The sequence below is a fragment of the Roseateles toxinivorans genome (assembly GCF_004362525.1).
Classification (GTDB): Bacteria; Pseudomonadota; Gammaproteobacteria; order Burkholderiales; family Burkholderiaceae_C; genus Paucibacter; species Paucibacter toxinivorans.
Window position 1 is genome coordinate 40,567 of sequence record NZ_SNXS01000016.1, and the last position, 16,548, is coordinate 57,114.

Annotated in this window: 18 protein-coding genes; 7 read left to right on the forward strand and 11 right to left on the reverse strand. The window is 65.8% G+C overall.

The features are described from left to right. The first annotated feature begins 208 nt into the window (after positions 1 to 208). The 7 genes from DES47_RS27240 (at position 209) to DES47_RS27270 (ending at position 5,793) form a co-directional block, all read left to right on the forward strand. Positions 209 to 445, forward strand: a complete 237-nt coding sequence (locus DES47_RS27240) for a hypothetical protein (protein ID WP_133703939.1) — start codon at positions 209 to 211, stop codon at positions 443 to 445. Next, the gene (locus tag DES47_RS27245; protein ID WP_133703976.1) at positions 438 to 1,796 is read left to right on the forward strand and encodes a site-specific integrase; all 1,359 of its coding nucleotides are present in this window, start codon (positions 438 to 440) and stop codon (positions 1,794 to 1,796) included. Before DES47_RS27240 ends, DES47_RS27245 begins: the two co-directional genes overlap by 8 nt. A gap of 172 nt (positions 1,797 to 1,968) precedes the next feature. After that, on the forward strand, positions 1,969 to 2,358 hold the full coding sequence (locus DES47_RS27250; RefSeq protein WP_133703940.1) for a hypothetical protein: 390 nt from the start codon (positions 1,969 to 1,971) through the stop codon (positions 2,356 to 2,358). Continuing rightward, positions 2,355 to 3,224 (forward strand): hypothetical protein, encoded by an 870-nt coding sequence (locus DES47_RS27255; RefSeq protein WP_133703941.1) that lies wholly within the window; start codon positions 2,355 to 2,357, stop codon positions 3,222 to 3,224. The genes DES47_RS27250 and DES47_RS27255 overlap by 4 nt, the downstream gene beginning before the upstream one ends. Continuing rightward, positions 3,217 to 4,425: an AAA family ATPase gene (locus DES47_RS27260; RefSeq protein ID WP_133703942.1), complete on the forward strand. Its 1,209-nt coding sequence runs from the start codon at positions 3,217 to 3,219 to the stop codon at positions 4,423 to 4,425. The genes DES47_RS27255 and DES47_RS27260 overlap by 8 nt, the downstream gene beginning before the upstream one ends. Positions 4,426 to 4,456: 31 nt before the next feature. Continuing rightward, positions 4,457 to 4,900: a hypothetical protein gene (locus tag DES47_RS27265; protein WP_133703943.1), complete on the forward strand. Its 444-nt coding sequence runs from the start codon at positions 4,457 to 4,459 to the stop codon at positions 4,898 to 4,900. A 356-nt stretch (positions 4,901 to 5,256) separates the two neighbouring features. Beyond that, entirely contained in the window at positions 5,257 to 5,793 is a 537-nt protein-coding gene (locus tag DES47_RS27270; protein WP_166652204.1) for an HAD domain-containing protein, read from the forward strand. 191 nt (positions 5,794 to 5,984) lie between these two features. On the opposite strand, the gene DES47_RS27275 is transcribed toward DES47_RS27270, so the two are convergent. The 11 genes from DES47_RS27275 to DES47_RS27325 form a co-directional block, all read right to left on the reverse strand. Further along, a complete protein-coding gene (locus DES47_RS27275) occupies positions 5,985 to 7,343 on the reverse strand; it encodes a D-amino acid dehydrogenase (protein ID WP_341800728.1) in 1,359 nt (452 codons plus the stop codon). Then, positions 7,232 to 8,050: a M55 family metallopeptidase gene (locus DES47_RS27280; RefSeq protein ID WP_133703945.1), complete on the reverse strand. Its 819-nt coding sequence runs from the start codon at positions 8,048 to 8,050 to the stop codon at positions 7,232 to 7,234. The genes DES47_RS27275 and DES47_RS27280 overlap by 112 nt, the downstream gene beginning before the upstream one ends. After that, positions 8,047 to 8,502 (reverse strand): response regulator, encoded by a 456-nt coding sequence (locus DES47_RS27285; protein ID WP_133703946.1) that lies wholly within the window; start codon positions 8,500 to 8,502, stop codon positions 8,047 to 8,049. Before DES47_RS27285 ends, DES47_RS27280 begins: the two co-directional genes overlap by 4 nt. Before the next feature lie 324 nt (positions 8,503 to 8,826). Beyond that, entirely contained in the window at positions 8,827 to 9,267 is a 441-nt protein-coding gene (locus tag DES47_RS27290) for an acyl-CoA thioesterase (protein WP_133703947.1), read from the reverse strand. Beyond that, positions 9,264 to 10,562: an amidohydrolase family protein gene (locus tag DES47_RS27295; protein ID WP_133703948.1), complete on the reverse strand. Its 1,299-nt coding sequence runs from the start codon at positions 10,560 to 10,562 to the stop codon at positions 9,264 to 9,266. The genes DES47_RS27290 and DES47_RS27295 overlap by 4 nt, the downstream gene beginning before the upstream one ends. Before the next feature lie 93 nt (positions 10,563 to 10,655). After that, entirely contained in the window at positions 10,656 to 12,203 is a 1,548-nt protein-coding gene (locus DES47_RS27300) for a class I adenylate-forming enzyme family protein (RefSeq protein WP_133703949.1), read from the reverse strand. Further along, positions 12,203 to 12,628 carry a PaaI family thioesterase gene (locus DES47_RS27305; protein WP_133703950.1) on the reverse strand — a complete coding sequence of 142 codons (426 nt, stop codon included), beginning with the start codon at positions 12,626 to 12,628 and terminating at the stop codon, positions 12,203 to 12,205. The genes DES47_RS27300 and DES47_RS27305 overlap by 1 nt, the downstream gene beginning before the upstream one ends. Continuing rightward, on the reverse strand, positions 12,625 to 13,641 hold the full coding sequence (locus DES47_RS27310) for a zinc-binding dehydrogenase (protein WP_133703978.1): 1,017 nt from the start codon (positions 13,639 to 13,641) through the stop codon (positions 12,625 to 12,627). The genes DES47_RS27305 and DES47_RS27310 overlap by 4 nt, the downstream gene beginning before the upstream one ends. 22 nt (positions 13,642 to 13,663) lie before the next feature. After that, entirely contained in the window at positions 13,664 to 14,296 is a 633-nt protein-coding gene (locus DES47_RS27315) for a cysteine dioxygenase family protein (protein ID WP_243748485.1), read from the reverse strand. Continuing rightward, the gene (locus tag DES47_RS27320) at positions 14,293 to 15,675 is read right to left on the reverse strand and encodes an MFS transporter (protein ID WP_166652206.1); all 1,383 of its coding nucleotides are present in this window, start codon (positions 15,673 to 15,675) and stop codon (positions 14,293 to 14,295) included. Before DES47_RS27320 ends, DES47_RS27315 begins: the two co-directional genes overlap by 4 nt. Next, complete coding sequence (locus tag DES47_RS27325; protein WP_133703952.1) at positions 15,672 to 16,541, reverse strand: VOC family protein; 870 nt, start codon at positions 16,539 to 16,541, stop codon at positions 15,672 to 15,674. Before DES47_RS27325 ends, DES47_RS27320 begins: the two co-directional genes overlap by 4 nt. Between the last annotated feature and the right edge of the window lie 7 nt (positions 16,542 to 16,548).

Here is a 16,548-nt window from a genome sequence, read left to right on the forward strand (position 1 = left end):
TCTTCGCTGAGCTGAATACGCTTCTTGTCGATGAGCTTCTCGAGCTCGTCGCTCACGCGAACGTTCAGTTGATTTCTGGACACGGGGCACCTCGTAGACCTGGCGATTGTACCCACACACAGCAGATAGACTGCTAGACATGTTGACAACATGTCTAGCAGTCTATAGAATATCGTCTATCAGAGTGACAAAGTGACAAGGAGATCTGATGGATTCTGAACTGCTAACGACGGAAGAGTTGTCCGGCCGAATCAAGTACGACGTGCGAACGATTCGGGAACGGCTCAAGGACAGCGTTCTCATTGAGGGCATTCACTACATCCGCCCGTTTGGTGGGAGGAAGATTCTGTACATCTGGTCTGCGATCAGCCGGGACATGGCTCTGGCTTCGGCATCGGCCAAGACCGCCATTCCGATGGCAAATGGAGGCGTGCTCCATGGGTAGCGTCCGAACCCTCGCAAGCCGAGGCACTCTGTTTCTGGACTTTCGGTACGCAGGCAAGCGATGCCGCGAATACACGGCACTGGTGGACACACCTGCCAACCGCAAGCGTGTCGAGAAAGTCTTGTTGGCCATCGAGTCTGAGATCGCAGCCGGCACGTTTGTCTACGCAACCTACTTCCCATCCAGCGCCGCCCCAAAGGTGGCCTCCGCAGCGCCGCCCCACAGTACGGCCGCGATGGCAACCGCGGACGGTCAGCCTTCGGTATCCGGTCCGGCGTCCGCTTCTCGCAGCACCCCAGGCTTCCGAGACACTGCCACCCACTGGCTCAAAGCCCACGAAGTCGAATGGCGCCGCTCCTATCGCGAGACCATGCAGTCGACAGTCGAGACTCACCTGTGCGGCTTCTTCGGCGACCAGCAGGTGCACACGATCACCCGCAACCAGGTTCTGGAACTGCGCCGCCAACTGGCCACCCTGCCCGGCCGTGCCGGCAAGGCGGGCCTGTCCAACCGGCGCATCAACGGCATCTTGACGCCGCTGCGTCAGATCCTCAACGAGGCCGCCGAGGAACACAGCTTCATGTCGCCAATGACCACGCTCAAGCCGCTCAAGATCCGCAAGACCGACGTCGAGCCGTTCACGCTGGACGAGGTGCAGGCGATCCTCAAAACGGCGCGCGCCGACTACCGCGACTACTTCACCGTGCGCTTCCTGACCGGCATGCGCACCGGTGAGGCCCATGGCCTCAAATGGAAGTATGTCGACTTCGCCAGCCGCCTGATCCTGATCCGCGAAACCGTCGTGCTCGGCGAGGACGAATACACCAAGACGGACGGCTCGCAGCGCGAGATCCAGATGAGCCAGGTGGTGTTCGAAGCCTTGCAGCGCCAGCATGCCGCCACCAGCGGGGTGAGCGAGTACGTGTTCTGCAACACGGTGGGCAACAGCCTGGACAACCAGAACTTCACCGACCGGGTGTGGAACCCCTTGCTGCGCCACCTGGGCCTCAAGGTGCGCCGGCCCTATCAGATGCGCCATACGGCTGCCACGCTCTGGCTTGCCGCCGGCGAGGCGCCGGAGTGGATTGCGCGCCAGCTGGGCCACAGCAGCACCGAGATGCTGTTCCGGGTCTACAGCCGCTATGTACCCAACCTGACTCGGCGCGACGGCTCGGCGTTCGAGCGCCTGCTGGCCTCTCGCTTCAGCAGCGGGCAGATCCAGGTGCCCGCGCATGAGCAGGGCTCCGCAGACTCGGCACCGCGCCCCACAGCCCGCCCTGACGGCGCAGAGGTGCCGCCCCCGGCGCAGCCTCCGCCCGCGCCCTCAGTGCAGCCAGTGCTGATGCACTAGGCCCGCCCTACCCCCTCTTCCGAATCCAAGGAGGCTGCCAGCCCCGCTGCAGCCGCCTCAGGGATCGCTTTGCCCGCAGTTTCTTGAATGGACTGCGCGCCCGAGATGCAAATGCCACCCAGTGGCATGGCAGGGCGACCCACGCCTCAACACACCGTTTCAAGGACACACGATGAATCGACTCACCACTTCGGCTCGCCGCCAAGAGTTTCCCCGCCCCGATCAGAACGCCTCACGTCTGCTGACCGCAACCGCCACGGTGCGCTCGTTGACGCTGCTGCCCTCGGGCCATGTCTCCTGCATCTTGCAAACGCCAACGGGCCGGCTGACCGTGCTGAGCTCGGCCGCCATGGTTCACCTGCCCGAGCTGCATCGCAGCGCGCAGGTCCAGGTCGTGCTGCTGCGCGTGCGCCGGGACACCGATGGAGGGACCTGGCACTGGCAAATGCTGTGCTGCCGGGCGCTCGAAGAGGGCAAGGCCACCGTGTCCCCCATCTCCGCCATCCCCTCCCCCTCTGCCCAGACCAGCACTCAAACCTCGCTCGAAGGGAGCCGCGCATGAACATCTCGCCCAAAGATTTCCCATTCAAGACGCTGGACACGAGCCGTGAAGTCGCCTGCGTACTCGGACGCGGCACAGTCACCTCGGTGCTCGGCCAAGTGCTGCGCGTTGAACACGGCTGGGCCGGACGCCGGACCTGCCAGCTGCAGCTGTCGATCGGCACGCTGAGTGTCGAGACCAACCGCGAGCAGCTGCCAGAGGATGTCAAGCCCGGCCAGTGGCTCAAGCTGCGGCTGCTGCAAACGCATGGCAAGGAGACGCCCAGCCCGCTGAGCATCAAGCGCGCCGAGCCCGGCGTCAAGATGGCTTGGGTGCCGAGCTCGCTGTACCACCGCGGCGCCCATATGCAGGCATTGCGCTGCCTGCTCCTGCGCCTTGAACCGGAGGTCCAGGCGGCCTTCATGATCGCCATGGCCGACCCGCAACTGCAGCGGCGCTTCTTCTGGCGCGTGGCGGCGGCCGACCACCATACCTACCCGGGTGGGCTGTTCGATCAGAGCGTGCGGGCGGCCGAGCTTGCCTTTGGCACGCTGGAGGGCAATCCGCAAGCCACCGAGCGAGAGCGCGGTTTGGCCGTCTTGCTGGCCCTGTTCTTCGACCTGGGAAAGACCTTCGATCCGGTGCTGAGCCGGGACGGATCGCGTGCCATCGCCGGCCTGACGGCGCACCGGCTGAGCACCCACCGACTCCTGCGCCCGCTGCAACGCATTGAGCGCCTGAACGCCACGATGGCCGAGGAGCTGCGGCTGCTGCTCAATGCGTCCGAGCTCAACGTCGCCGCACTGCCCGCGCCTCTTGATCGGGTCACACGGGCTGTGCACGCCGCGGTGAAGCAGTCCTGGACGTTGGAGGCCTGCGATGTCTGACAGTCTGCCGAATGGCTATGCGTATTTTCGGGTGGGGAAACATGCCTTGCTGGTGGTGCCCCACGCGGTTGCCGTGGAAGCGGAGGCCGCGTTGGAGCTGGCTCGGCAACGCAAGGTTGACGAGCAGCTTGCACAACGCCAAGCGGAAGACGCACAGGGGCCGGCGCAGACGATCGACGCCACGCCGGCACCTCCCCTAACCCCGGGGCGGGCCGAACAAGCGGCTCCAGGTTTTCACCGTGTGTTGCCGCGATATGCCGAGCTGGAGGACGCCCGGGCCAACAAGGACCTGAACAGCAAGACATCTGACATAGAGGTTCGATTGCGCCTGGATCAGATTCAGCGTCAGCTGCTGCAGCGTGGGCCGGACCGGATGATCGCCCGCCCAGCCAACTGGCCTGCGGCGATGGACGAGCTGGAGCAGGCCTTGCCCAACTTCCGGGCGCCCATCGAGTTGCTGCGCGATACGCTGGCGCTGGCCGATGCGGCGAGTACTTCGGTGCGGATCCCGCCGATGCTGCTGCTGGGGCCGCCCGGGGTGGGCAAGACGTATTTCAGTCACCGGGTGGCTGAGCTGTTGGGCGCGCCGCACGCCAGCATTGCCTTCGATCAGCCGTCCGCGGGCAGTCAGCTGCGCGGCTCGGACAAGTTCTGGAGCAACACCGAGACTGGGCTGCTGTTCAACCTGATCTGCCTGGGCGAGGCGGCCAATCCGGTGATCCTGCTGGACGAGCTGGACAAGAGCTGCCTGGGGAGCAACAGGCGGGAGATCGATCCGCTGAGTCAGCTTCACGGGGTGCTGGAGCCGCAAACAGCGCGCTGCATCACGGACATCTCGGTCGACATCGAGTTCGACGCCAGCCTGGTCACCTACATCGCGACGGCCAACTCCATTCAGGGGATGGGCTCACCACTGGTGAGCCGCTTCGAAGTGTTCGACATCGGCCCGCCTGATGCGCGTGACGCGGTCCAGGTGGCGGGCCAGGTGATTCAAGCGGTGTTGCAGCGTCTGGGACTCCAGGACCGCATGGGGTTCGATCGGCGCTGCGCGTACGTGCTGGCCCGGCTGAGCCCGCGCCGGATGCACCGCATGGCCGAGCGACTGATTGCTGCGGCACTGCGGGACCAGCGCACCGAAGTGACGGAATCGGACGTGTGGGCTGCGCTTGCGCTCGACCCCGACGGGCCGCGGCTGCATTGAGGGCCACTGAGCGAAACGTGCTCAGCGACTCATGAAGCAGGAACAACGAAAAGGAATCGAAAAGATGGAAGAACACGACGAAGGCTTTGACGGGCTGCGCCTGGTGGTAACCCCCGGCGGCCTGTGGCGAGCGGCGCCGGTGCGGGAGCAACCCCATGCGGTGCTGCATGACTGGCAGGTGCATCAGCTAGACAACGGCGACCGGCATCTGGTGGGCTGGTGCGAGGATCAGCAGGAAGGCCGGGTCACCAGCCGGATCGTGGCCTTCGATGCGGCGACCCGGAGCTGCAAAACGCAATCGGGGCGCGTGTATGCGCTGCGGGGGCCGGCGGGCTGGAACGGGGATGCGCAATACGTCTGGGCTCGTTGGCAGCAGTTGTTCCGCGTGCAGGATCCCATCGAGGTGTCTGCGGAGGTGGAGAAGGCAATCGCTGAGGCCGCTGGTGCCCGTGGCGCGAAAGGTTCGAACCAATGATCGGGCCGACCCTACATTCCGGTGGCCTCTTGATCGGATCGCTGCCAGCGCATGTGCCGGCAATATGCGGTGCAATGCGGAGGATGCGTTTTGAAAGGACGTAGCTCGCACTCCTCGTCACGCGTGACGAATTCCAGGCTGGGCAGCCGCATCAAGCGGCGCACCACTGGCGATCTCGAAATGGTCGTGCAGCCAGGTCACGCGATGCCGGCATGGTGGCGGCTGGGACGACGAGTCTTTGTCCAAGTCGTCAGTGGCTCCATCGAGATCACTCCAATCCCTCGCGGGCCGCGCGGAGCCGGGCGCTACAGCGTTCGAGTCCGCCGCAGCGTCTTCAGCATTGCGGGAGGCCGGCGATGACACGGGGCCATGGCCAATTGCTTGTCTATGTCGACCTCGACGGGGTCGTGCATCACGAGGCCGTTTACGTGTCCCCTTCCCGAGGCATCTACATCGACCCGTCGCAGGCCCCGGGCCGGGTGCTATTCGAGTGGGTCGACATACTGGTAGAGCTCCTGGACCCGTATCCAGACATCCAGCTGGTGCTGAGCTCGAGTTGGTGCCGGCGCCCCGGCTACGCTCGCACCCTGGAGCGTCTGCCTAAAGAGCTGCGCCATCGATTTGTGGGCGGGACGTTTCATCGAAGGATTCACGGCAGCGATCCTGGAACCGAGTGGGTCTTTGCAAACACCCCACGAGGCGAGCAGATATGGGCGGACGTGCTGCGCCGGCAGCCGCTGGACTGGCTTGCGCTTGATGATGACGGCGATCGTTGGCCAGCTTGGTGCAGGGACAAACTGCTACTGCTTGACGGTGAGGTGGGCATCTCGAGCCCGGCAGCACAGGAGCAACTGCGCCAGCGGCTCGTCCTGATGTCATCGAAGCTACCCTGAGGACTTCCCATGCGAGGTGATCGTAACTACATGCATGAACGGCTGTGGGTGGGTGGCTTGTCCACTGTGGACGCGCGCGATCGCATCAACCCGGGAGTCCGCCTTCACGCGCTGACATCCCGTGCTCCCGGACAGCCGACAGTCGATCTGCCCAGGCTGGTTGTCGACGTCGTTCGTGGGAGCGACTCGTCTCAGAAGCGGTCAGGCGCGTAGTCCCGCGCGTCGATCGAGCCACTGCGGCCGGTCACCATGTCTGCGATGAGTTGCCCCGACCCTGCCGCGAGCGTCCATCCGAGATGCCCGTGCCCGGTGTTGATGAACAGGTTTTCCCAATGTGTACCTCCAATGAGCGGCACGCCATCGGCACACATCGGCCGTAGGCCGGCCCATGCGTGGATGTCGGCAGGAGCAGTGCGCGCCGCCACCGCCGGGTAGATGCGGCGCAGCAGAGACTCGAGGTTAGCCACGCGCGCCGGTGAAATCGCCAAATTCATGCCGGTGAACTCGGCCGTGCCGGCAACGCGCAGGCGGTCGGTGCCCACCGGAACTACCGCAGCATGCAGGCCGTGATCCACCAAGGGCATGCGCGGGGCCGGGCCCAAGCCCAAAGGCAACGTGATCGAATAGCCCTTCGCAGGCCTGACTGGCAACCTCAGTTGCAATCGCCGCGCCAAGGCGGTTGACCACACGCCTGCGCAAAGCACCGCCACATCCGCGTCGAACCTGCGCTCCGCCGCGACAACAGCGCGCACGTTGGCCCCAGCCGTTTCGAAATCAGTCACCGTGCAGCCCAGTTCAATCCCCACACCTCGCTGGCGCAGCACCTCGGTTAACGCGTTGCAGAACGCGTGGGCATCGCCGCCTTCGTCTTCGCGGTAGTGCAATCCACCGGCCAGTTGCGAGGCCACGTCGGCCAGCATGGGTTCCGCCGCGACCAGCTTGTCGCGATCAAGCCACTCGAATGCAATGCCGTGGCCCTGGGCCGCGGTGCGTGCGGCGGCCGCCGCTGCTTCGTCACGGTAGATCGACAGCGAGCCGCGAAAGTACTGGTGGTACTCCAGCCCGGTGTCCTCACGCAGCTTCGCCATCTGCGCCAGGCTGTGGCGCGCCAGTACCAAGTTGCGCTGGGTGTTGCGGGTGAAGCGCCGCGGGCGCGACTCGCGCACGAAGCGCAGTCCCCAACCCACCAACGACGGCAGGGCACGCGCGCGCAGCAGCATCGGCGAGTCATCGCGACCCAGGTTGCGCAACAGGAACCCGAGCACGCCGGGCGCATTCCAAGGATCGACCAGGCTCGGGTGGAGCAAAGCACCGTTCGCAAAGCTCGTGCCCAACCCCGGCCCCGCTTCGCGCTCCAGCACCGTGACCTGTGCGCCTTGCCGTTGCAGGTAGTAGGCGCTGGTCAGGCCGATCAGGCCGGCGCCGACGACGACAACCCTCACTGCGCAGCAAACCAGAGGAAGGTGAGCACGTCGAAGTAGTTGCGCGTTTCCAGCAGCAGTTCGGTGTCGGATTCCATCCTGGCTTGTGGGAAGAAGGACTTGGCGTATGCGTCGTTGGCCTTGTTGAATGTCAGCTTAAAGGCGAAGTCGCTCGGCAACTTCAAGGGCGCCGGGGCCGGGCCGCTGACTGCACGTTGCACGCCGGCCTCGATGAGGCGGACCGCATCAGCCGGCAGCAGCGAGAGCACCGAGGCGCCAAAGCCCTCCAGCGTGGCGACGGTCTGCAAGCCATCGATGGTTCGCGAGGCCTCGTCGCAGAGCTGCTTGTCGCCCGACAGGAAGACCAGCGGCACGCCCAGGCTGGCGGCGGCGTAGGCGTAGATCAGGAACTCAGAGGCGACCGCCCCATTGAGTTCGACGCGAGCAAAGGCGCGGCTCGAGACGGTGTGGGCCAGCGGGTTGCCGCCGCCCCCCCCCGCCGAGTGGTAGCCGATGAAGGCCGCGCCATCGAAGGTCTTGTCGATGCCTTGAACCATGGCGAACGGGTGCCCGCTCCAGCCGCGGATCAATTGCAGGCTTTTGCCCAATGGGGCCGAGAGCTTGTGCGGATCGATGTTGCGTGCAGTCCAGTGGGCATCCTTGACCACGATGGCCTCAACACCCGCTGCATAGGCGCCGCTGCAAGCCGCTGCCACCTCGGCCGTCATCTGGTCGCGAAATGGCGTGTACTCCGCCTGATGGGCCTTGTCGACTTCGACCGGTGCGCTGATGCAGGCTACGCCTTCGATGTCGGCGCTAACGAAAAGCTTCTTCATGGGGCACTCCGGTGAGGTGAAAGGCCAGCCGCGCGAACGAGGTCATCGGCAATCCGCAAGACGTCGATCGGCTTGGACCAGTATTCGGCAAAGCCCAGCGCCTTGGCCTGGGTGCTACGTTCAGCAACTGTGTCTGCGGTCAACGCAATGATGGGCACAGCGCTCATGCCCGGGATCGCCTTGAAACGACCGAAGGCTTCCATGCCGTAGCCGTCGCCCAAGTGCATGTCGAGAAGGACCACGTCGGGTATGACATCCCTCAGCGACGCTTCGGCCTCCGCCACGGATCGTGCCACGCGCAGCTGGATAGCCGTGTTGTGACGCACAGCCTCCTTGACAATCAGCGTCCAGACAGCGTCGTCATCCACGAAGAGCGCGACGAATCGCCTGGCAAAAACTGGCGTTTCGGGTGCGTCGGTGGTCCGCACATGCAGGTTGTTGCCGCCCGTCATCGGAAGCCGGCTTGGAAGGCCTGAGCCCAACTCACCGCCATCGGGGGCAAGGGCTCGCAGCCCACGGTCCCGGTGTACGCGAATTGTGCCGCGGCCATGCCATTGGGAATCAGTACCTCGTGCCCAGGCACGCAACCCTCATTGCGGGTCTGCGCTGCTGGCGGCGTGCTCAAGGCAAGCCAGTACCACACGCCAGCGGCAAGCATGAGCGCGGCGACAAGCGCCTTTAACCCCAGAGTCTTTGCAGGCGAACTCGGATTGGTCATAGCGTTTCCATCGGATCGTGAACGACGGATTGCGAATCGAGGGCAGGTGCCTACGTTCTCAACCGAGAGAAGTTGTCTGATGCTTCAGAAGCGGAAGTCGCGCCAGCAGGTCGTCCGCGAGCGCGCGGGCATCTCCTGATGGCGAAGGCCGCGCGACGTACCGCATTCGCCCCTCCGCCACCATCCGCTGCTCGCGCAGCAGACTCATCTCAAAAGCGAGCGTGAACTCCTGTGGCTTCTGATCTTCGAGGCGTACCGACACCTCGATCTCGTCGTCATAGCCCAGCGCCCGGTGCAGCTGGGTCGTGACGGCGCACTCGCGCAATGGGCCGCCCTTGGCCGTCATCGCTCGCAGATCGATATCGACGCTGCGCAAGGCGGCTGCTGCGGCCTCGCTGAAGTAGTTCATGCAACTCGCCATGGACAACTCGCCATGGGCATCGCACTCGGCGTACCGCACGCGAGCGCGAAAGACCTTGTTGTCCGAGTCTGGGTTCATGAGCTTTCTCCTGCGGGGGTGTGCCAAGTTCCAGCGGTCGCGACGCCACGTACGTTCGAAAGCGCCGCCAAATCGCTCGTCGCGTTGCCCTCGATCAACAGCAGGTCGGCGCGCTGGCCCTCAATGATCTGGCCCTGCTGCCCGCGCAGCCCAAGGTACTCGGCCGCATTGGCAGTGGCCGTCTGGAGCGCGCGCAACGGTGACAGGCCAGCCTGCACCATCAACTGCAGTTCGCGGTGCAGGGACTGGCCGGGGATCAGTCCGCAGCCAGGGCAGTCGCTGCCGGCAAGCAGCCGCGCGCCACTGTGATCCATCGCCGCGAGCAACTGCTGGCGCAACGGAAGGCCTTCAGCGATCGCTGCCAAAGCGGCCGGGCTGAAGACCGAACGCAAGTCGGTCTGATCGGTCGTCGCCTCAATCCACGGCGCATCGGCGCTGTCACCCTTGATGCTGCGCGCCAAGGCTTCTTCAATCACCAGCGTGGGTACGTTCCAACTACCCGCCTCGGCGGTGCGCTCGGCCAGCTCGCGCATGCGCGCCGGCGTGCTGTGCAGCCAGCCGACGAAACGCTCCTTGCCCGCGGGTTCACGCACATCGAGCGCGAAGTCGTAGGAGCGGAAGTGCTCAATCGAGTCCTGGCGCGCCGCCAGTGCCCCGAACAGGCCTTTGCCGAAAGGCACATGCCCGGCCACCGGCAGACCCAGCTCGCGGGCGGTGGCCACGATTGCGTCGTAGATGTCGGGGTCGAGGTCGTTGTAGACCTTGATGAAGTCGTAGCCGGCAGCGGCCTGGGCGTGTACTTCGGCACGGCCTTGCTCGACGCTCGTGACGAGCTTACCGAAGGCCGCCATGGCGGCGAAGCTGAAGCGCGTCTCGAGGATCGGCCCCGCGGTGACGATGCGCGGCCCGGGGATGCGGCCGGCGTTGACTGCGTCGCGCACCCTCAGATGCCACGGTGTGCCGGCCATGTTGCGCACCGTCGTCAGTCCGGCGTCGAGCAGACGCTTCAGGTAAGCCTCGGCCTGCGCCCAGGCACTGGCTTCGTCGGGAACGCCTTCGGTCGGGTCGATGCCGCTCGGCAGCAGGTGGACATGCATGTCGCACAGGCCAGGCAACAGCGTACAAGCGCTGCCGTCGATGCGTGTCGCGTCGGCTGGTGCCGGCAGCAGCGCGCTCGGGCCCAGTCGTTCGATGCGACCGTTGCGCACGAGCACCGTGTGGTCGTGCAGGACCTCGTTGCCGCGCAGCGTGGCCACTCGGGTGTGTTCGATGGCCAGGGGAGGGGATGTGGTCATGGGCAGTGGTGACGACAGGTGAGGAGGGGCGACGGTGTCAAAGCAAGCATCGTCGGTGTCCGAGCGTTGGGGTCGGGGCGAAGCCTGATCGACTCAGATCGCCGCAGCCATCTGCACAGCACGCGCTTTCAGCGAATGCCGATCGATCTTGTTGGTGCCGGCCAGCGGCATCTGCTCGATGAACCAAACCCGGCGCGGGTGCATGTAGGGCGCGGCCAGCACCAGCACATGGTCCTTCAGTTCTTGCTCGGTAGGCGCCGAACCGGGCCGGGGCACCACAAAGGCCACCGGCATGTGCCCGCGGAGCTCGTCGGCCAGCGGCACGACGCAGACCTCCAGCACATCGGGGTGGCGCTCGAGCAGGCGTTCGACTTGGCCGGGATAGATGTTCTCGCCGGCGCAGACGAACATGTCGTCGTCTCGGCCGATGAAGTAGTACCAGCCATCGGCGTCGCGCCGCATGATGTCGCCGGTGTGGATCCAGCCATCGCGCAACCGCTCGGCGGTGAGATCGGGCAGGTTCTGGTAGCCGCTCATGCGCGTGGCGCAGTGCACTTCGAGCACGCCCTGCTCGTCGACGTCCTGGCCATGGCCGTTCACGAGCCGGAGCCTGGCGTGCGGCTGTGCGTGGCCGACCGACATGAACGGGCGCGGTTTGCCTCGCGGATGCGCGCCGAAGTAGCCCGCCCCAGTCTCGGTCGTGCCGTAACTGTTGATGACGGCAGCCTTCGCAAACAACTGCTGCACCTGCGCCAGCACCGTGGCCGACAGCGGCGCCGAGCCGATGACCACCAGCTTCACATTGCTGAAGTCGGCCGCGGCCAGCGCGGTCTGCTCCTGCGCCATCATCGCCGTCATCGTTGGCACGCCGGACAGCACGCTGACGCGATAACGCGACACGGCGTCGATGAAGCCACGCACCTCGAAGCGCGGCATCAACACGATGGCGCCCTGTAGCATGAAGACATGCGTCGTGTTGACGGTGGCATTCATGTGGAACAGTGGCGCGGCGACGATAGTCGGCCCGCTGGCAAGGCATTCGGCCATGAACGGCGTGGCATAACCCGCCGCGATCAGCACCTGGCTGCGGTGCGACAGCAGCACACCCTTGGGCCGCCCGGTGGAGCCCGAGGTGTAGAGCACGAGTGCCGTCTCGTCGGCCGCCGGCACAACCGATGTGAAGGGACCCGGGCTGGTGAAGGCCGTGAAGTCAGAGCCGTGCAAGGCCACCACGCGGTCAAGCCCCGGCAGGCCCGTGGCCACCGGCATCGCGGCCGCGTCGGCAAACATCAACTTCACGGCCGAGTTGGCAACCATGTAGGCCAGGGTCTCGCCGCCCGCGCGCGGGTTCAGCGGCACGCTCACCAAACCGGCGCGCATCGTGCCCAGCATCACGGCCAGGGCGTGCGCGGAGTTGGCCGCCATCACGCCGACGCTGGCGCCGCGTTGCAGGCCGGCTGCCAGCAGGCCGCGCGCCACGGCGTTGCACAGTGCATCGAGTTCGCCGTAGCTCCAGCTGCGTGGTTCAGCGGGGTCGCGCAGATCGATCAGCGCGGTGGCCTGTGGGTCGCGCGACCCATCGAGCGTAAGGCCCAGGTTGGCGGGCAAGTCGGTGCGCTGGTCCAGCGGTATCTCGCTCATCACTTCCCCGCCTCCACGAAAAAGCTGCCGCGGCCAGTGGCCACCAGCTTGCCGGCGCTGTCGAACACGTCCACGTCGGCCACACCCATGGTGCGTCCAGTGCGACGCACCATGCCCACCGCATCGAGGAATGGGCCGCCAGCAGGGCGCAGGTAGTCGGTGCGGAAGTCGATCGTTCCGGCGCCGCGCCCGGCGACGGCGATGAGCGCCATGCAGCCCGCCGTGTCAATCAGCGACGCGATCGGCCCACCATGCCATTGGCCCGTGCCGGCACCACGTTCGAACTCGGGCTTGAAGGGCATGCGAAAGCTCACCCGCATCGCCTCGCGGTCCAGAGCCGTCACATGCACGCCCGCGAACTTGATGAAGGGCGAGGCGTCGCACTGCGCCTGAAGTGCGGCTACAAGATCCTGGTCGGCACTCATGGCGTCACCACGATCTTCCCAAACACCTCGCGCTCTTCCATTAGGCGCTCGGCCTCGCGAATCTGCTCCAACGGCAGCACCTTGTCGACCACCGGTTGCATGCGATGGCTGCGCGCGAGTTCGATCAAGGCCGTGATGTCGTCGCGGCGCCAGCCGTTGCTGCCCATCAGCTTCAGCTCGAAGGTCCAGACATAGCGCACGTCGATGTGTTCGTCGTAGCCCGCTGTGGCGCCGCAGGTCAGCAGCCGGCCGCCCACCTTCAGGCAGCGGATGCCCTCCTGCCAGGAGTTGCCGCCGGTAAAGTTGACCACCACGTCCACGCCACCGCTGCCGCTGATGCGCGGCTTGCCGACCAGGGCGTGGGTGGCCTCCATCAGCTTGGCCGTTCGGTAGTTGATGACGTGGTCAGCACCGAGACCCTTGAGCCGCGCGGCTTTTTCGTCGGAGCCGGCACAGGCAATCACGGTGGCGCCAGCCAGCTTGGCCAGCAATACGCAGGCCGTGCCGACACCGCCGGAGGCGCCGAGCACGAGCACGGTCTCGCCGGCCTTGACCTGGCCGATGGTGACCATCATTCGGTGCGCCGTTGCATAGGCCAAGGGCAGGCTGGCGGCGACTTCGAAGCTCACATCGTTGGGCAGCTTCACCAACTGCGGCGCGTAGACCACGCAGTACTCTGCGCGGCCGCCGTCGTACATCTCGCCGATCATGCCTTTGGGGGCGCCTTCGCCCGAGAGCGGCAGCGGATCGACCATCACGCGCTCGCCGACCGAAAAACCGCTAACGCCGGTGCCGATTTCGGCAATCTCGCCCGCGATGTCCGAGCCGATGATGATCGGCAGCGGCACCTTGATGCCAGGCATGCTGCGGCGGGTAAAGATGTCGTGGTAGTTCAGCGAGCAGGCGCGCACGCGGAGCAGCACGTGGCCTGGCCTGACCGATGGCCGCGGGTACGTGGGCTCGAAGGCGGTGGCCTCGGGGCCGCCGTGGGCCCGCACAACAGCGGCGCGCATCGTGATTGGAAGACTCATGGGTTCAGCTTTCGTTGTGAGCGACGGCGATGCGCCGGCGCGTGCCGGCTTCGACGTCGTAGAGGTTGAAGTCGCTCATCGTGCGGCCGTACAGATGCAGGCTGACCGCACGCGGCCGCCCGGCAGGTACGCCGGTGATGTGGATGTGGTCCGGGTTGGGCACAAAGGTGCTCACGGCGCGCGGCGGCAGCAGAACGACGCCGCCGCGCGCCAGCGCGATGCCCTCGTCGCGACCATCGTCGGCCGACTGGCGCACAAAGCTGCGCTCCTCGAGCACGCCTTCGACCACGCCGACGACGCCCCAACTGCCGTGGTCGTGCACCGGCGTCCACTGGCCGGGCAGCCACACCAGGGCGTAGAGCGACAGGCAACTGTCCGGCGCGCAGTAGACCAGGTTGCGGGTGTAGTGCGCTGGATCGCTGCGCAAGTGCGCCTTCTGCAGCATCTCGTTGGCGCGCGCACTCAACTCCATCATCAAGGGCGCGATGTCCAGCACTGCGTCCGACGGGTCCACGGGCGCACGGCTGCGCGACAGCGCCTCGTCGATGAATTGGGCCAGGTCAGGGCTCACTGCAGTGCCACTGTCGCGAATCGAGTCTTGGTGGTTGCGGTTGCGCATGTCATTCAAGCCCTTCAAGGTGCTGCAACTGCAGGCGACGGGTCCAGGCCATCGGCTCGACGATTCGACTCCACCAGCCGCGCGTAGTGGCGTTCGCTGATGAAGAGCAGCAAGACAGCCAACAGAAGCATCGCCAAGCTCACCAGCACCACGGCATGCAGCAAGCCGGTAGGCGTGTCGGCGCCGAAGTGGTCTGACAGCATGCCCACGGCGACAGGCGCTCCGGCTCGCACCGGAAGGATCACGATCACAAAGAGTGCGATCGTGCGGCCGACGAACGACATCGGCGCGATGCCCTGCATCATGGTGGGCGCCTGGGCCGCGGCCACGACGAGGACGGCAATGGCTATCGCCGTCAATGCCAGCAGGACGGTCTGGTTCGGCGCCCAGGCCATCAGCACGATCACGGGGATCACCGCCAGGGAGCCGTTGCGAACCATGCGAAGGCCAGCCACGGGATCGGGTGGCCCCTTGGTGCGGGCCGCCCACCACAGACCCGCTGCGACGCCCACGGCGGTGGCGGCCATACTCGCGCTGCCGAAGGCCACACCGGCGGCGCCGACCTCGGTGCCGAAGCTGCGGCTGAGCACGGCCGGGATCCAGATCACCAAGGTGAACCAACCCATGTTCATGGCTCCGAGGGCGGTAAAGATCAACACGATGGATCCGCCGTGGGAGCGCAGGAAGTCGACGTAGGTCTGTGGGGCGGCGATCGGTGAAGCGGGGGTCGATGGCGAAGTTGCCAACGTCGCGACTGCGGCAATCGGGCGCAGCCTGACCAGCAGCAGCATCACCGCCACGACGGGCCCGGCCAGCCCGGCGATGAAAAAGATCAAGCGCCACGATTCACCGGCATCGCGCCAGGGCAGCGCAGCCCGGTTGGCAGATACCCATTCGTAGAGTGCGCCGCCCAGTGCCAGGGCGGCACCGCCGCTCAACACGATCGACGAGTAGACCAATAGGTTGGCCATCGCCAGCCGACGCGCCGGCACCACCCGCGGCGTGACAGCGTAGATGATGGGAATCAGCGCGGCTTCGCCCACCGAAAGCACGACCATCGCCCACATCAGGGCATCGAAGTTGGGTGCCAGGCCCGCGGCACAGGTCGCTGCGGACCACACCACCACGCAGCCGGCCAGCACCCAGCGCCGGTCCAGCCTGTCGGACAGCCAACCGATCGGAAACGCAGCCAGTGCGGCGGCCACCGCGATCACCGAGCCTTGCAGTTGACCGATATGCGAATCGGTGAGTTTCAAGTCGACACGCAATGGCTGCACCAACAGCGTCACTAGATAACTGGCGGCGATGCCCAACACCACGACGGCGCAAAGCACCACTAGGCCATAGACCCATAGCCAGGGCGGCGCAGTCGAGTTACGGGCGTTTGCTGTGTTCACAGGGACTTTCGGGGCAGTTGGCTGAACTCGGTGACCACGCCGCAGGCGTGCTCGGCCGCCACCGTAATGACGCCGACCGCTTCAGTGAAGGGCGTGCCGGTGCTGAGCAGTGCAGCCCGGCAGACGTCCAGGCTGGCCACGCCGTAGCGGATGCCCACGCCACGGACAGCCAGGCCGCTGCGGGCTGGTGTGTGTTGCCCATAGCGTGCATGCAGGGCTTCGTGCGTGAAGACTTCGAAGCGCTCACCGCGCGGCGTCTTGTAGATCAGGCTGGATGCGCCGCGCTCGGCGGGCGCCGCTCCGAACAAATCGGTGAAATACGGTTCGTCGGCCCGCAGATCGTCGCTGGCGTATGTCAGCGACAGCGTGGTCATGGCGGTGTTCGGGTGGCTCTGCCAGGGCTCGAACCAGATGACGTGGGGCTTGCCGTGGGCGGCGTAGAACAGCGTCGAGGTCAGCCTCGGTTCGTCGCGCCAAACGTAGAAGCAGTCGCTGGCGGTTTCGTCGAGCGAGCCGTCAGGCATCGTCACCTGGCGCCGCGCGCTGAGGATCTCGCCGCAGGCGTGGCGCTTGGCCAGCAAGGCGTCCCGGTCGGGCTTCAGATCGGTTGACGTCAGGCAGTTGATGTAGAAGCCGTCACCCGCGGCGCGGCGGCTCGCGAAGCGCTGCTTCAGCGGCTCGAACGAACACTGATCCAGATCGCCCAGCAACTCGAGGTAGGTGTCGTGCAGCTGGATGATGTGGTTGGCCGTGCCGATGGCCGCGTGGCGGGCCTTGGGCATCACCGAAAAGCCCAGCCGGCGGTAAGCCTGCTGCGCGGCGGCCAGGTCTTCGACGGTGACGACGAAGTGATCGAGATTGCGCATGGTCAAT

Bases quoted from the DNA above. Each gene is read 5' to 3' on its own strand.
- DES47_RS27240 (WP_133703939.1), top strand. From the start codon at position 209: ATGGATTCTGAACTGCTAACGACGGAAGAGTTGTCCGGCCGAATCAAG.
- DES47_RS27245 (WP_133703976.1), top strand. From the start codon at position 438: ATGGGTAGCGTCCGAACCCTCGCAAGCCGAGGCACTCTGTTTCTGGAC.
- DES47_RS27250 (WP_133703940.1), top strand. From the start codon at position 1,969: ATGAATCGACTCACCACTTCGGCTCGCCGCCAAGAGTTTCCCCGCCCC.
- DES47_RS27255 (WP_133703941.1), top strand. From the start codon at position 2,355: ATGAACATCTCGCCCAAAGATTTCCCATTCAAGACGCTGGACACGAGC.
- DES47_RS27260 (WP_133703942.1), top strand. From the start codon at position 3,217: ATGTCTGACAGTCTGCCGAATGGCTATGCGTATTTTCGGGTGGGGAAA.
- DES47_RS27265 (WP_133703943.1), top strand. From the start codon at position 4,457: ATGAAGCAGGAACAACGAAAAGGAATCGAAAAGATGGAAGAACACGAC.
- DES47_RS27270 (WP_166652204.1), top strand. From the start codon at position 5,257: ATGACACGGGGCCATGGCCAATTGCTTGTCTATGTCGACCTCGACGGG.
- DES47_RS27280 (WP_133703945.1), bottom strand. From the start codon at position 8,050: ATGAAGAAGCTTTTCGTTAGCGCCGACATCGAAGGCGTAGCCTGCATC.
- DES47_RS27285 (WP_133703946.1), bottom strand. From the start codon at position 8,502: ATGACGGGCGGCAACAACCTGCATGTGCGGACCACCGACGCACCCGAA.
- DES47_RS27290 (WP_133703947.1), bottom strand. From the start codon at position 9,267: ATGAACCCAGACTCGGACAACAAGGTCTTTCGCGCTCGCGTGCGGTAC.
- DES47_RS27295 (WP_133703948.1), bottom strand. From the start codon at position 10,562: ATGACCACATCCCCTCCCCTGGCCATCGAACACACCCGAGTGGCCACG.
- DES47_RS27300 (WP_133703949.1), bottom strand. From the start codon at position 12,203: ATGAGCGAGATACCGCTGGACCAGCGCACCGACTTGCCCGCCAACCTG.
- DES47_RS27305 (WP_133703950.1), bottom strand. From the start codon at position 12,628: ATGAGTGCCGACCAGGATCTTGTAGCCGCACTTCAGGCGCAGTGCGAC.
- DES47_RS27310 (WP_133703978.1), bottom strand. From the start codon at position 13,641: ATGCGCGCCGCTGTTGTGCGGGCCCACGGCGGCCCCGAGGCCACCGCC.
- DES47_RS27325 (WP_133703952.1), bottom strand. From the start codon at position 16,541: ATGCGCAATCTCGATCACTTCGTCGTCACCGTCGAAGACCTGGCCGCC.